Consider the following 14,720-nt stretch of genomic DNA (forward strand, 5'->3'; position numbering starts at 1 on the left):
GATTTGGATTATCTACGTTGAGACTTAATGTGAGGTCAAGTCCAATCTCGGACTGTCGAGTGAGGGAGTGTGTCAATGGCTGAAAATTTAGCTGGCCCCCTGTCGGGTAGCGATATGCCATCGGTTTCAGCCGGATTTGAAGCTTTCCTCAAAATTGCCGAACTTTGGCGCCTCTCGAGCGACGAACAGATCAAGCTGCTGGGGTCGCCGGCGCGATCGACTTACTTCAAATGGAAGAAGGACGGCGGCGTCATCCCGGCGGACACGCTGGAACGCATCTCGCATATCCTGTCGATCTTCAAAGCACTCGAGATACTGATCCCTGACGCCGACGCTGCAGATAGTTGGGTGCGTCGGGAAAATGACTATTTTGATGGCCAAAGCGCGCTCAACGTTATGCTCGGAGGGCAAGTTGTTGATATCTACCGCGTCAGACAGTATCTTGACGCTCAGCGTGGATGCTGAGCAGTTCCAGTTGGCATCAATTGACCAGATTTGGCATCGGCTCATTCCATCGCGCTTCCCCCCCATCCGGGTGTATGAGCGTATCGCCGCGAATGATCAGCATGACGCGGTCACCGAACTGGAGGTGCTCACCAGCCCACGCGTGCGGGCTCGGCAGCGCTTGATTGGCATCGGGGCGGTCGATGAAGCCAGCCCGCAGCTACAGAATTGGAATCACGCGCCGTTCACTTATCTCAACCCTGAAGGAAGCGCTTTGTTCAGGCCCGCAATTGCGGTGCTTGAGCTTTTTGACACGCTGCAGACAGCGCTTGCCGTCTCAGTTGTTCGACGCGAGCGATTCCTAAGAAGTACCCGTGTGCCCAAGTTAGGACTTGATATGCGGGTTCTCACGACAAGGATACGCGGGGAGTTTGCCGATCTTCGTGGTGCGGCTCTTCCTGATAATAAGAGTGAGCGCTGGACAATCGGTGATCGACTTGTGAAGGCGCAAGTTGACGGTGTGCTGTTCAACTGCCCGGAGCGCAGCGGAGCTTCTTGCTTGGCTGTTCTCAACAGCGGCGTCTTGGAACGCAGTGTTCAGGCGGATCACTTTCGATTTGTCTGGGATGGTGCGCGTATCCTGTCGCTCTACTCATTTAGCGGTCAAGGCACGGTTATCGCTGCCGACGCGCTCAGTGGCCCGGCGATCAAAGAACTTCAATAAATATCGGATGCACCCGGAAACCTGAGGCAGAATCGCATTCCCCATGTGGGCTCGGGTTATCCAGTAGCGCCACGCCGGCCTTTGCGACGAGGCTGATCAGCCAGTTCGTCGCGCGAAGTGCGATGGGTGCGTTCGCCAAGCAAGGGTGTTCGTTACGCTAGCGGCGGGCGCAGCGCAGCAAGCTGCCTTCCGCTTTCCGCTCGTTGCAGACACCCCGCCGGGCATATGCGAACGACAGCTTTCGGATTTGCTTGCGGATTGGCGGGACGGCGGACTTTGAGGCGCAAAGCTGCCGCCACTCACTCGAGCGACTTGTCATCCGAGAATAGCGGCATATCCCACGTCATCGGTTCAAATTTCGACACCGTAACACCGACAAGCCGCACCCCTTGCTCAAGCGGATAGAGGGAGCGGATCAACTCGATTGCCGTCGACCGCAAATCGCTCGGATCGCACACCGTCTGTGGCTGGGTTCGACTGCGAGTCACTTGCCTGAAATCCGCGTACTTCGCCTTGACTGTGACAGTCCGCCCGAACTGCTGACGGCCCAAACACCATGCTGCGACATCGCCAGCCATTTTCAGGACGCCAGCCTCGATCTCAGCGGGGTCGGTAAGGTCGCGGTCGAACGTCGTCTCCGCCCCCCGATGATTTGCGCTCACGGCTCGGGTTTACCGGGCGATCGTCGATGCCCCGCGCGATGCCATGATACCATTCGGCTGAACTACCAAAATGCTGGGCCAAAAACGCGATCGATCGCGCCTTGAGGTCGGCCCCGGTTTCGATGCCCAGCCGCTTCATCTTGGCGGCAGTCACCGGACCCACTCCGTGGAACTTGGCGACCGGCAACTGCTCGACCCAGGCCGCGCCCATTTCGGGCGTGACCGCGAACTGCCCATTGGGCTTGCGATGATCCGAAGCGAGCTTGGCGAGAAACTTGTTGTAGGAGATCCCTGCCGATGCCGTGAGACCGGTCTGCTCCAGGATGCGCGCGCGGATTTCCTTGGCGGTCGCCCAGGCGGTCTGCAGCCCCCGGCGATCCTCGGTCACATCGAGATAGGCTTCGTCCAGCGAGAGCGGCTGGATGAGGTCGGTATAGTCGGCAAAGATGGCGTGGATCTGCGCCGAGACCGCGCGGTAAACCTCGAAGCGTGGCGGCACAAATACCAGCTCCGGACAACGCCGCAATGCGGTCACCGATGGCAGGGCCGAGCGCACCCCGAACGTACGTGCCTCATAGCTTGCCGCAGCCACCACGCCGCGTGCCGCCGCCGAGCCGACGGCGACAGGTTTCCCCGAAGCGCCGGATCGTCGCGCTGCTCGACCGAAGCGAAGAAGGCATCCATGTCGATATGGATGATCTTTCGGACGGTCGGATCGGTCATTGGCATGGTTTAGCGAAGCCCGAACAAAGATGGAACGGGCAAGGCGCTGCCTTTGGTTTCTCTATGCGGCAAAAGCCCGCACGAGCCACCGATAGTCTCTCTAAGCCAAGCCGAAACTGACGCCTTTACAATGGCTTGGCGGAAACCGGCCCGAACAAGAGACTCGTTCACCACCGGTATCTCCATAAAAAGGATGTGCAGACAATGGGTTAAGCACGGGTGCGAGACACTGCCTTTATCTTGCATCCACTCCTCCCCCTTCACCCGCCGCTTCTCCCCGTCCTCTCCGCCGCCCCCGACCAATGCAACCGAGGCCGCGCCAAGGACCGAGCCCTCGACAATCAGAATACATCCAATATGGAGGTAAATTGAGAGATCAGCTGCGCTGCTTGAGAAGGAAATGCCATGTCTGAAGACACGAATTTGAACCCGGTCGAGCTTGCAACCGAGCTGACGATTGCGTGGCTCGGAAACCAGAACAACCGCGTGCAGGCGGACGAAGTGCCGACGTTTCTGCGCACGATGCATGCGACATTGACCGAACTTTCGGGCGCAACTTCCGCGCCGAATGCACCTCAGGATGACGCCGAACCGGCGCAAGAGTTCGTGCCGGCAGTGACTGTTCGCAAGTCGCTCGGGTCGAAGGATCACATCATTTCGATGATCGACGGCAAGCCGTACAAGACGCTGCGGCGGCATCTCTCGACGCACGGTCTGACACCGGAAGAGTATCGCGCGCGCTATAACCTCAAACCCGATTACCCGATGGTTGCGGAAAGCTATTCGGAAGCGCGCCGCGCGATGGCGAAGAAGATCGGCCTGGGTAACAAAGGCCGTGCGGCCAAGAAGCGTGCGCCGAAATCTGCCTGAATAAGTGATGAAAGACCGGCCGCAGCGCGGCCGGTCAGCTTTCTGCGGCGGCCTTGAGCTCTTCGAGCCGCTCGGTGCAGAGCGCGGCAACAAGGTCGCGCAGCTGCTCGATGGACGCGGCAAGCGCGTCAAGATCCTCGCGTGTGATCGCATAGCTGGCCGAATATCTCGCCTCGACATAGGCGCGTTTTAACCGCTCGAACCGTGCCCGGTCGGCCTTGGTCGCGCGCGGCCACGCATCGACCAGACGTGGGTCTTTGTCCTCGGCAAGCGAGCGCAGAAACTTGATGTTATGCGAGCGCGGGAAATACAGCGTCTGCACAAGCAGGAAGCAGATATAGAGCCGCTCCGCAGCTTGGTGCAGCGTGAACGCGGCTAGGTTCGGGTTATCACGCTCCCGATAAAGCTGCACTCCGGCCAGCAGGTCATCGACGCCATTTGACCATCGCTCAAAATACTCGCGCGCCATGCGGTGCGCGTCGGCCGCTGTAAGCGGCTTGGGCGTTGCCAACGAATGGCCCGGCAGCTCGTAGAGCGCGATGCCGTCGCGCGCGATATCGGTCCAGAAATACTCGCCGCGCGAGAGGCTGCGGTTCACCTCGTCCAGCGCATGGACGATGATATTGACCGGGCGTGCGATGCTGGGATCGCGCGCGATCCTGTCCTCGGCGATGTACCAGTAGTCGGCGATGTCGGTGAGGTTTTCGTGACTGACGACGATCAGCAGATCGAAGTCGGACTGATAGCCATTGTCGGGTTCATCGACCCAGTCCTCGCGGGCATAGCTGCCGAACAGGATGATCTTGAGCACTTTGCCATTGCGTTTGTGCGCGGCGGTTGCAGAACCGATCGCCCTGTCGAATTCCTCGAGCAGGATAGCGCGCACGCGCTCGAGTTCACGCTGCTGCTGCTCGGGAAGATGGTCGATCTCGGACTTCATCGCTGCACACTCACGCGCCCGGCTTAGTCTGGCAAGCCAAAGAGCGAAAGGCGGGCCTCATAGCCCGCCCTGCTCGACGCTGCGGTTAATATGAAACATTGCGTCGGCAAGGGCGCGCTCGACTTCGTCCACGCTGACGCCAAGCTCGATGGCGATCCGGGCGTAATCGAGACCTGAAAAGCGGTGCCGCTCGAACACCGCATAGGGCAGCGGCTCCATCGTATCGAGCGCCTGATCGATGCGCCGGAGCAGTTCCGGCAGGGGCAGATGGTGAGCCATGATCCGGCTCCTTTGCGCAGGAACCGGCGGCGCTTCGCGCGCGCCGGTCCCCGGATGGATGGTCATGCGGCTTCGGGAGGCTGCGCGGTGTGCGGCTCGGCGGCATTGGGTTGGCTCCCCTCAACCGTCTCCAAACCGTCCTCGCCCTCTGGCGCGATCAGCGTTGCAACCGCAGCCGAGCGCCGTACCGATCCGACGCCGCCGCGTGGCGTATAGGCCGATGCCGGGAAGCGCAGCCAGCGCGGGACCCAGCCCTCGACCTTCGCGCGCCCGTTGGAGCCGCTAACGCAGTCCTTGAGGATGGTGCGCAGTACCTTGCCGCTCTCCTTGGCGTTCGCCTCGGCAACGGACTTGCCCGCCACTTCCTCGACCATCGCGCCAAGCACCTCGCGGTCGCGGACCGCGTCCAGAAGCGCATCGTTGGCCTCCCACACCGGGGCCATGTCGACCGCCAGATGCTCGCCCAACAGGTCCACCATGTCGCTGCGCGCGTCGAGGGTTTCGGCCATGACGATGGCGAGGATCGACAACAGCTGTGCATCGTCGAGCGACAACAGCTTGGCGAACAGGGCGGTAGTGCTCCCCTCGTTTCCACCGGTCACCGTCGGTGCCTCGGGATCGAACCCGAGCAACGCGATTACCGCGCGCCGCTTGGCATCGAACGCCGCCTCGCTGGCGCTGACCTCGACGCTCTCGGTCACCGCATCGGAGGCCGCGCGCTGCGGCTCGACACGTACATTCCACAGCGGCGAACCCGCGATCATGTGCGCGACCGCCACCCGCAACGCCACGCCCGGCGCATCGACCAGCTTGGCACGCACCGCTGCATGGCGATGCAGGTCGATATAGTCCTGCAAGGTCGCCGTGACCTCGGGCCGGGTCGGCTTCTCGACAGCTTCGCCCCGCTCCAGCTTCCGCGCCTCCTTGGTGGTGACATAGCCTTCATGGAAGGTGACATCGCCGCGATGACCGATGCTGATGAACACCCTGCCGCCCTGACGTTTTGAGCGCCGCTCATGCTCCCAGCTGCGGAAATAGTCGCCGCGCTCCAGCACCACGACCTCGCTCCACCCGGCCTCGCGATATGCTTCGGCCCGCGCGGCAATCGCCGCCTCCTGCGCGGTCCAGAACGTCTCGACACTCGCGAAATAGCGCTCGTCGCCGAACAGGTCGGAGACGATCTCGCCCTTGTACTCGGCAACGTCGAACAGCGCAGCATCGCACAGGATCGACGTACCGCCGAACAGCCACGCCTTGAGCTGCTGACCGACCGGAGCGCGCTGCTCGGGATCGTCGACCAGCGCTAGCCAGTCGCGCTGCTGCGCCTTGCTCGCGAGGGTCAGGTGTCGCACGGTCACCGCGTCGATCTGCTCGTGGCGGTAGAGGTTGCGGATGCGCGGCAGCAAATTGCCAAGCGCAAGCGTACGCTTCACCTGCACCTCGGTGAGGCCAAAGGTCAGCGCGACATCCTCGGGGCTGCGACCCTCGCGGATCAGCCGGGTGAACGTCTCCCATCGCGTCACCTCGTCGGGATCGAGCCGGGCCATGTTCTCGATCAGCGAGGCTTCAAGCGCCGCTGCGTCGTCTCCCGCCTCCATGATCGCGCACGGCAGCGCGTCACTCCCGCCGCCTTCTTCGGCCACGGCAAGGGCTGCATGGTAGCGCCGCTTGCCCGCGACGATCTCATAGGTGTCGGGACTGCCATTCTGCCGCACGATCAGCGGCACCAGCACGCCGCGCGCCCGTACAGACGGCAGGATGTTGGTGAGATCGGGCACCTTCTTCACGCCCCGCATATTGGCGGTCGAGACAGACAGGTTGGTGAGGTCGATATGCTTGAGTTCCATGGGTCTACTCCTTCTTCCTGAACCGCACCGGCCCCGGCGAAGGGGGTGGGCGGCAAGGAGCGGACTGGCAGTCCCGCCGACTGGAGGCGGGCGGCACCCGAAGGGCCGTAACAACGTGAAGGACCGGCAAAGCCGGTTGCGGCCCGCCGCGGCGGGACTAGAAGGCAGCGACGCCCACCCCCTTGGCCGCGGCCGAGACCAACAACGCCAGCGCGAAGCGCTGACCGCAGCATCCTCAAGCGCCAAGCGCTTGCCGCTCCGCCAGGAGCCCACCAAACACGCACTCTTGAAGCCGGACGGCCGTCGCGGCGGCGTGCGCGCGCAGCTGTGCGCCGGCCGCCGCCGCGCCCTCCGGTCGGATCGAGTGTGCCACGCGGCACACCAACTACGCGGCCTCTGGCGGTTCCGCAGGAAGCCGCCAGTGTACGCTCATTCGAACCCGCGTACTGCCTCAGGCAGCGCTAGGCGCCCTCCCAAACCTGATTGAGAACACGTGCAGCGATGGCGGCCTTATCCTGCGGCAGGAACCGTCCATAATGCTGAGCGACCATCTCGGGCGTATCCTGAATCGCATAGCTGGCCTGTTCATAGGAGCCGGTCTTTTTCAGGATGTGGGTCGCCAGCACGTCGCGAACATTGTGAGGGCCATGCGGGAGCAGACCCTTGATCGCGCCACGCCCGGTATAGGGATTGAAGATTCCGTAGCGCTGGATCACCAACCGCCAGGCTTCGTAGAATGTATTCTGATCATAGGACGCGTCGCGGCTGGTTCGCTTGACCGTTTTCACGAAGAACGTTTCCGGATCTTCGGCTTCTCCCAGCAACAATGGGCGGTAGCACCCGATATAGGCGTCGATCCTGGCGTACAGCCCGTCGAGATCGGGCAAGGTCAACCGAAAGGGCTGCTTTCCAAAAAATGAGGAATTGGCGTTCTTGAACGCCACCGACGGGATCAGAACCTCCCACGCCTGATCGCGCGAACTCCAGCGCAATTCACCGCGACGCAAATGCTCGAGTTGCCGCTCGGATCGCGGCGTCTGGCCACGGGGGCAGACCATTAGCTGCCGCAGATTCTTTTGCCGAACCCCCAAATGCAACCCCAGCCGAAGCATCAGAAACCCGCGCATCGCTTCGGCCGCGGGACGTGGATACCGCCGCTCGTCGGGCATGCGTGCGATGATTTCGTCGGCAATCCGCCGATAGGCTCCGACCGGGCTGTCATCCTCCAGTATCGTGAGGATCGGCTCGAACGGGTCACGATGGATGCGCACCACTCGTGCCAGCTCTTTCGACCGTGCCAGGGCATGGTCATAAATACGATCGCACGCCCCATTCCAGTCGCGCCGCGCGTACGCAATGTCCTCCTGCGAAATCAGACCGGGAATGGGTGTCAATCTCTCCGCTAGCCATTCGCTCTGACGAATCCATCCAGTCTCGCGGCGACTAAACGCCATCCCGAGCGCCAGCATGTTGACCTCCCACGACGTGTAGAAGCCGCGCCGCGCCTCGCGCCATTGCAGGTACCAGTCCCAGAAGGCGGGGAAGATCAATAGCGCCATGGTCAGGCTTTGCAGCGGTACACCAAGGCCCAAAACCGGTCGTTCCGGGTCGCCAGCAAGTGCCCCGAACATAAGACCGAAATGCTCAATTTTCTGGGTAACCGTCTCTTCGCCCCATACGCCAGAGCGCTTGACGCCGATCTGCGTGAGCGTCGCGGTCTTGAACCGAATGAGGTCACTCATCTCCATCACAAGCCCTGGCGGGGCGGGGCGCACCCCATCGCCTGCAACCTGCCCTCCGGTGTCCGTTTCCAGCGACGACGCCGAGGGTAAAAAGTCAGGGAAGCGCAGCGAAAAGCGAACCTTCATCGCCTCTGCTTGAAAGCGGCGATAGTCGGTCGAGCCGGAGATGATCACTGATCGGATCCAGTGAAGGATCTCCGCGCGCTCCGCTTGCGGGCGCTGGTCGAAGTCTTCCGGCAAGTGCCACGCTAGGCGACGACGCTCCGCTGTGGGCATCGTCGCGAACTTGTGGCCAGCAATGGCCCGCCCGGTGTTTGCGAGCTTTCCACGAAAATAGCCCGGTTGCAGTCGGTAGCGGTGCTCGACCCGCGCCAGCATCTCGAAGCTCTGCACGGCGCTCGGTAGTTTTGCGCCCGCTGCCCATTGCTGAAATGTCTTGCGGTCGAATGTCTCGCCGGGCCGACACACCGCTCGGTGCAGATGATGGCAGCTATCGCCGTGCCGCTTTAGCTGGAGCGCGAAGGCTTCAGGAAAAGAGGGTGGATCGATCCAGTCGGTGGTCAGAGGTTCGGGGAACTCAACTATGGGGCGCGGCTTTGGCCCGCGTCGAGTGAGAGTCGGCGATACAACTGCAGCGCTAGATGTCGTAGGGCATACACGACGGACAGGCTTGGGACGCAAAGTAGCAGACAATGAAGACTCCTGAGCTAAGGTAGCTCAGGCTATGACGCTCAAGTGTCTGCTTCCCCGCCCATATAGTTTCTTGTAGCCTCACGCTCACAGATAAATGCGCCCCAATCGGCCATGAGAAATCGGCGCTTGTCGAGGAAATCGGTCCGCCGATACGCAGCCTCGACCTTGTTGGACACCGCATGCGCCAGCGCAGCTTCGGCCACCTCGCCGGGGTAATCGGTCTTGTCCGCGACCCAGTCGCGAAAAGCCGACCGGAAGCCGTGGACGGTGACGCCAAGCTCCATGTCGCGCAGAATTTTCAACAGCGTCATGTCGGAGAGCGGTCGTTTCACATTCTGCCCCGGAAACACGAGATCGCTCGCCCCAACCTTGAATGCCTTTGCCCGCTCGAACACAGCGACCGCTTCGTCCGACAAAGGCACAAGATGGGTCCGCCCCATCTTCATGCGCTCGGCGGGGACCGACCAGATGCGGTTTTTGAGATCGAGCTCCGACCAGCATGCACCGCGGATCTCCCTGACCGTGCAGCGGTCAGGATCAGCGCCTCAAGGGCAACCCGGCCAACCGACTCCCGCTCCCGCAATCTCTCGATGAATGCAGGCACATCAGCATATGGCATCGCGGCAAAGTGCCGATCCTTCTTGGGTTGGCGCGGCAGCCCCTTCGCGATCGACCGCATCGGCGCTTCGGTTCTCCTGAACCCTTTAGCGCACGCCCAGTCGAGTACCGTAGCGATCCGCTGGCGCACGCGACGCGCCGTCTCCGGCTTGCTCAACCAGATTGGGGCGAGAACGTCGCGAATGGCCGGTCCTTCGATCTCGTTGACCGGTCGATCGCCGAACGCCGGAAATACATAGGACTCCAGCGTCGAAATCCACTGCTGCTGGTGCTTGCCGTTCTTCCAGGCGGCGCAGTGCTCCTCATGAACCATGATCGCAGCCTCGCGGAACGTCGGGATCGTCACCCGCTCGAGCTTACGCTCTGCTACCGGGTCGATTCCCTGAGCGATTTTGCGGCGCATTGTGAATGCCGCCTCACGGGCATCAGCGAGCGAAACCGCCTTCAAAGATCCAAGCCCGATATCCCGCCGACGCCCATCGGCCTGGATGCGCAGCACCCATCGCGCCGAGTCCTTCCCATTCACCTGCAGAAACAGACCGTCGCCGTCGGAATATTTGCCGGGCTCGGACAATGACCGAACCTTGGCCGCTGTGAGCTTTCCCATCGCGTCCCACTCCGATTTACCCCACACTTTACCCCACACTTCGATCAGGAACGCATGGGACAGCATGGAACTCAGCGGGACCAAAAAACCGCTGATTTCCGGGAGTTTTTAGCAATTTTTGGGGTTCGCGACGACCCTAAAAAGGTCCAAAATGGCGGAGACGGAGGGATTCGAACCCTCGGTACGGTTCCCCGTACGACGCTTTAGCAAAGCGTTGGTTTCAGCCACTCACCCACGTCTCCGGATGCCTGCGGCGAGCGGGGGCTATAGCGAGCGTCTGCCACGCGATCAATGGGCGGATTTGCGGCGGCTGGGCGCGAAATCGACTCGGGTCATCGCCGGTTCATTGCCGCCCGGTCATGGCAGGAGGTAAGTGCGACGCTGCGGGAGGGTTCATATGCGACGGTTGATGCTCTGGATCGGGATGGCGTTCGCGCTGCCATCGCTGGCGGTTGCGCCCGCGCTGGCGCAGAGCATCCAGAAGGTCGATCCGGACACCGCGATCGACGCCGATCTCGACCGGCCGCAGACCGCGATCCCCGCCCAGCCCACGCCGCAGGACGAGCCTGTCGATCCCGGCGCACCCGATGAGGCCCCGCCAGCGCAGGGGCAGGTGCCGCCACCGGCACCCACGGTGCCCCCGGCTGCCCAGGCCCAGTCGGAGCTGCAAAAGCCGGAAGCCCCGACCACATTCGACCAGGTGCGCCTCGTCTCTGCAGCGGAAGGCGTGTTCGGCAAGGGGGCGACGGGCCTCGCCGCGCTGATCGAGGATATCCTGAAGGATCAGGGCCAACCCAACGCCTATATCGCCGGGTCGGAAGGATCGGGCGCGGTGGTCGTCGGACTGCGCTACGGATCGGGCACGATGGTTCATGCGGTCGAGGGCGAGCGCGATGTCTATTGGACGGGACCGTCGGTCGGTTTCGACATCGGTGGCGACGCCAACAAGGTGTTCGTGCTGGTGTACAATCTCTACGACAGCCAGGAGCTCTACAAGCGCTTCCCGGCGGGCGAGGGGCGGCTCTATTTCGTCGGCGGCTTTTCGGCCAGCTATCTGCGCCGTGGCGACGTGGTGCTGATCCCGGTACGGCTGGGCGTCGGATGGCGCGCGGGCGCCAACGTCGGATACATGAAGTTCAGCGAAAAGCGGCGCTGGCTGCCGTTTTAGGTTCGGCTCAGCGACGCTGAACCGGGTGCGGCACTTGAAGCCCGCACCCTTCCCCGCTAGGCGGGGCGCATGCCAGTATCCCAAGCCGATATCGATCTCGCCCAGCGCCTCGCCGATGCGGCGGGCGCGGCGATCCGCCCTCTATTTCCGCGCCGAACATGGGCTGGAGTCCAAGGATGACGCCTCGCCGGTAACCCTCGCCGACAAGGCGGCGGAGGCGGCGATGCGGCGGCTGATCATTGCCGAACGGCCGATGGACGCGATCATCGGCGAGGAAGAGGAGGAACGTGAGGGCAGCAGCGGGCGAACCTGGGTGCTCGACCCCATCGACGGGACGCGCAGCTTCATCGTCGGGCGACCGATCTTCGGTACGCTGATCGCGTTGCTGGAGGATGGCTGGCCGGTGCTGGGAATCATCGACCAGCCGATCATCGGCGAACGCTGGCTGGGCGTCACCGGGCGCACCACCTTGTTCAACGGCAAGCTCGCAGAAACGCGTGCGTGCCGCGAGCTGTCCAAGGCGCTGCTCGCCACCACCTCCCCGCCCTGTTCACCGACGGCCAGCTCCATGCGTTCGAGCATGTCGACGCGGCGGTGCTGAGCACCGTACTGGGCGGCGACTGCTATAATTATGGGCTGGTCGCATCGGGCCATCTCGACCTGGTGATCGAGGCGGGGCTGAAGCTCCACGATTTCGCCGCCCTGGTCCCGGTGGTCGAGGGCGCGGGCGGGCGCATGTGCGACTGGCAGGGCGACCCGCTGCACGCCGGGAGCAATGGCGAGGTGATCGCGGCGGGCGACCCCGCGCGGATCGAGGAAATCGTCGAGGCGCTCGCCTGTCGGGGTCACTAATCCCTAGAAAATCCCCAGAAACTTCTTCCGCTGCTCCTTGCGCTCGGCCCTGGTGCGTGAGCCGTCCTCGGACTTGGCGGTCGTCCCCTTGCCGACATCGTCGCGCGGGCGGCCCTTGGTGTCGCGCTGGGCCTTGGCCGTCGCACCGGCAAGGACCGGGCCGCACGCCGCGCTCTTGGCATCGCCGACATCGACGAATGCCAGAATGCCCGCCAGCGGACTGGCTGCCACGCCTAGGCCGAGACCGGCTCCGGCACGCCCGAGCAGTTCGGGGGTGATCACGTCGATCTTGGGCTGCGCGAAGTAGCCGCCGATCCCGACCGGCGACTGGCCGGCGAACAGGCTGAACTTCTTCAGAATCGGCGCGGAAGGCGAGGTCGAGCGTTTCGTTGCGGAAACTGAAGCCGCCGCGGCCGAGCATGACGTTCTTTTGCGTGTCGATCAGGATCGGGTCCGCCGCCGCGATCCCGCGCTGCACCGTAAAGGCGATCAAGCCGCAATTGATCTGGACAGGTTCCTTCAGCTTCCCCTCGAACATCTTCTGAATGAACGTGCCGATATCGAGTTCGGACAGCTGGATGTTGCGCGTCCAGAAGCTGCCACGCGGCAGGATAACCGCGATGCGGCCGTTGGAGGCGGCCAGCGACTTGCGCACGCTGTCGCCCGTCCCGGTCATCTTGACGCGCGCCGACAGCGTACCGCTTGTCCCCGATTCCTCGACCCCAAATCCCTTGAGCAGCACCCCGATGGGCGTCGGCGACAGGCGGATATCATAGTCGGTGAGAACCGCCGGATTGCGCGCGTTGATCTTGATGTCCGAAGACACTGTGCCACGCGCCATCGCGAAGTTCAGCGGAGAGAGGGTGAGCAGCCGGTCGTCGAGCGTCAGGCCGAGCGTCACGTTGCTGAGTGGCAGTTGCTCTGCCCGGACGCGCGCAACCTTCCAGTTGAGCCTGGCGTCGAAATTGCGCAGCGCCTCGATCCGCAGCGGAGCATCGGGCAGGATATGCGGGCGTCCGCCTTCCATCCGCGTCACCGCGCCCGCAGCCGACGCTCCTGGGCTGTAGCCGATGAACGGGCCGACATCGACGATATCGAGCGTGCGTGTGGCAAGTTCGGCGTCGAGTAAGATGCGCGGTTCGCCCATGCGGACGGTCAGCCGTCCACCCAAGTCGCTGTCGCCGAACGTGCCGCGCAGTCCGGTGAAGCGCCATTCGTCGCCCGCCTTGGTCAATGCCGAGCGCAGGCGATAGGTGCGGGTATCGGGCACCGCGACCCCGGCAACGCTGAACAGATCGGCGAGGTTGCCGCCGCGCACATCGACCTTAAGGTCGGCTCCCTCGATCTGCGTCGCTTCGGGCAGGGTTCCGGTGATGTCTGCGCGGGTCTGCGCGCCCTCTACTCGTAGCGCGAGCTGATTCTGGCCGCCCGCAACCGTGGCGTTGGGTGAAAGCAATGCGCCCCACAGGGTGAACGGCGTGCGGCGCGCCATCCCGGTGCCGCGGAAGCGAATCGCCTCGTCGAACCGGTCGTCAGTCGCCTGGACCGTCTCGATCGTGATATCGGCGGACAGCGCCATCTTGGGGTCGCGGTAGCTGAGCTTGCTTTCGGCGACGATTGCGCGGCGGATCAGCGGAATGTCGAGCGGCTCGCCCTTCTCCTCGCTGAACGTCCATGTGTTGCGCCGTCCGGCTTCGTCCCAACGCAGGTCGACCGCACCGCTCTGAAGGTCCAGCACGTTGATACGCCGGCCACCCCACAGAAAGCTGAAGGTGGCGACATTGAGTTCGATACGCTTGGCCGCGAAGAAATTGCCTTCCCCCACCCATATCGGGTTGGAGACGGTCAGCTCTTCGGAGACATATTTGAGGTTGATCGGGTTGAAATAGAACTGGAAATCGCCCGCGACGCGCACCTCGCGCCCGGTCTGGCTGCTCACGATCCGCTCGAACGTCCCCTTCAGGAACCGGCCCTTGGTGATGTAGAGAATCGCCCAGGCGATGAACAACGCCAGCAGGACACCGCCGATGACGCGCACGGTGATGACCATCCAGCGTGGCCAGCGGCGCTGCTCAACGGGCAGATCGTCATCCCCACCGCTCTGAGTGGCGGCGGGTTCGGACGTCTCGGGCGGATCGACAGGCTCGGCATCCGCCGTGACGATCGGGGCGTCCCGGTCGGCCATGACAGCGTGAAAAGACTCAGGATACCAATTCAGTTCCGAACCTTGCTTTTCCCACCGTTCCTCGCTACTGGCCCGCCTTTCCGCGATTCAGGGGAACCGCCCGGCTAACAAGGGCTGCCGGGGCTGTTCGTGATCGTCGCGCGTAAAAGGAGACGGAAATGCCCAAGATGAAGACCAAGAGCGGTGTGAAGAAGCGCTTCAAATTCACCGCGACGGGCAAGGTGAAGCACGGCGTCGCCGGCAAGCGTCACCGCCTGAGCAGCCATAACGCGAAATATATTCGCACCAACCGCGGCACGTCGGTCCTGTCCGAAGCTGATGCCGGCCATGTGCGCCTCTGGGCGCCCTACGGCCTCAAGTAAGGAG

General features: G+C 63.0%; 11 protein-coding genes, 1 tRNA gene and 3 pseudogenes. 6 read left to right on the forward strand and 9 right to left on the reverse strand.

Annotated features, from left to right (window positions below; translation table 11 throughout):
- Positions 1 to 75 precede the first annotated feature (75 nt).
- Positions 76 to 465: an MbcA/ParS/Xre antitoxin family protein gene (locus tag LRS12_RS06280; RefSeq protein WP_257843819.1), complete on the forward strand. Its 390-nt coding sequence runs from the start codon at positions 76 to 78 to the stop codon at positions 463 to 465.
- On the forward strand, positions 455 to 1,168 hold the full coding sequence (locus tag LRS12_RS06285) for an RES family NAD+ phosphorylase (RefSeq protein ID WP_257843820.1): 714 nt from the start codon (positions 455 to 457) through the stop codon (positions 1,166 to 1,168). Before LRS12_RS06280 ends, LRS12_RS06285 begins: the two co-directional genes overlap by 11 nt.
- Positions 1,169 to 1,467: 299 nt before the next feature.
- Here LRS12_RS06285 and dinB read toward each other — a convergent pair.
- A pseudogene (gene dinB, locus LRS12_RS06290) lies at positions 1,468 to 2,553 on the reverse strand (DNA polymerase IV).
- A 405-nt stretch (positions 2,554 to 2,958) separates the two neighbouring features.
- Between dinB and LRS12_RS06295 the strand changes: the two are divergent.
- Positions 2,959 to 3,423, forward strand: a complete 465-nt coding sequence (locus tag LRS12_RS06295; RefSeq protein WP_257843821.1) for a MucR family transcriptional regulator — start codon at positions 2,959 to 2,961, stop codon at positions 3,421 to 3,423.
- Between the two features lie 34 nt (positions 3,424 to 3,457).
- On the opposite strand, the gene LRS12_RS06300 is transcribed toward LRS12_RS06295, so the two are convergent.
- The 7 genes from LRS12_RS06300 to LRS12_RS06325 form a co-directional block, all read right to left on the reverse strand.
- Complete coding sequence (locus LRS12_RS06300) at positions 3,458 to 4,363, reverse strand: HEPN domain-containing protein (RefSeq protein WP_257843822.1); 906 nt, start codon at positions 4,361 to 4,363, stop codon at positions 3,458 to 3,460.
- A 57-nt stretch (positions 4,364 to 4,420) separates the two neighbouring features.
- Positions 4,421 to 4,642, reverse strand: coding sequence for a sigma factor-like helix-turn-helix DNA-binding protein (locus tag LRS12_RS06305; protein ID WP_257843823.1), 222 nt, complete (start codon positions 4,640 to 4,642; stop codon positions 4,421 to 4,423).
- A 62-nt stretch (positions 4,643 to 4,704) separates the two neighbouring features.
- Entirely contained in the window at positions 4,705 to 6,489 is a 1,785-nt protein-coding gene (locus LRS12_RS06310) for a ParB/RepB/Spo0J family partition protein (RefSeq protein ID WP_257843824.1), read from the reverse strand.
- A 461-nt stretch (positions 6,490 to 6,950) separates the two neighbouring features.
- Positions 6,951 to 8,624, reverse strand: coding sequence for a hypothetical protein (locus tag LRS12_RS06315; RefSeq protein ID WP_257843825.1), 1,674 nt, complete (start codon positions 8,622 to 8,624; stop codon positions 6,951 to 6,953).
- 338 nt (positions 8,625 to 8,962) lie between these two features.
- A complete protein-coding gene (locus LRS12_RS19935; protein ID WP_308223036.1) occupies positions 8,963 to 9,436 on the reverse strand; it encodes a site-specific integrase in 474 nt (157 codons plus the stop codon).
- On the reverse strand, positions 9,367 to 10,215 hold the full coding sequence (locus LRS12_RS19940; RefSeq protein ID WP_308222978.1) for an Arm DNA-binding domain-containing protein: 849 nt from the start codon (positions 10,213 to 10,215) through the stop codon (positions 9,367 to 9,369). The genes LRS12_RS19935 and LRS12_RS19940 overlap by 70 nt, the downstream gene beginning before the upstream one ends.
- An 86-nt stretch (positions 10,216 to 10,301) precedes the next feature.
- Positions 10,302 to 10,391, reverse strand: a tRNA-Ser gene (locus tag LRS12_RS06325).
- A 155-nt stretch (positions 10,392 to 10,546) separates the two neighbouring features.
- On the opposite strand from LRS12_RS06325, the gene LRS12_RS06330 reads away from it, so the two are divergent.
- On the forward strand, positions 10,547 to 11,317 hold the full coding sequence (locus LRS12_RS06330; RefSeq protein WP_257843826.1) for a DUF1134 domain-containing protein: 771 nt from the start codon (positions 10,547 to 10,549) through the stop codon (positions 11,315 to 11,317).
- Positions 11,318 to 11,432: 115 nt separating this feature from the next.
- Positions 11,433 to 12,169, forward strand: a pseudogene (locus tag LRS12_RS06335) (inositol monophosphatase family protein).
- Positions 12,170 to 12,172: 3 nt separating this feature from the next.
- Here the strand turns inward: LRS12_RS06335 and LRS12_RS06340 are convergent.
- Positions 12,173 to 14,354 (reverse strand): annotated as a pseudogene (locus LRS12_RS06340) (AsmA family protein).
- A gap of 158 nt (positions 14,355 to 14,512) precedes the next feature.
- Here LRS12_RS06340 and rpmI point away from each other — a divergent pair.
- Positions 14,513 to 14,716, forward strand: a complete 204-nt coding sequence (rpmI, locus tag LRS12_RS06345; RefSeq protein ID WP_066581118.1) for a 50S ribosomal protein L35 — start codon at positions 14,513 to 14,515, stop codon at positions 14,714 to 14,716.
- Positions 14,717 to 14,720 lie beyond the last annotated feature (4 nt).

It is taken from the genome of Sphingomonas sp. J344 (assembly GCF_024700005.1).
In the GTDB taxonomy this organism is placed as follows: domain Bacteria; phylum Pseudomonadota; class Alphaproteobacteria; order Sphingomonadales; family Sphingomonadaceae; genus Sphingomonas.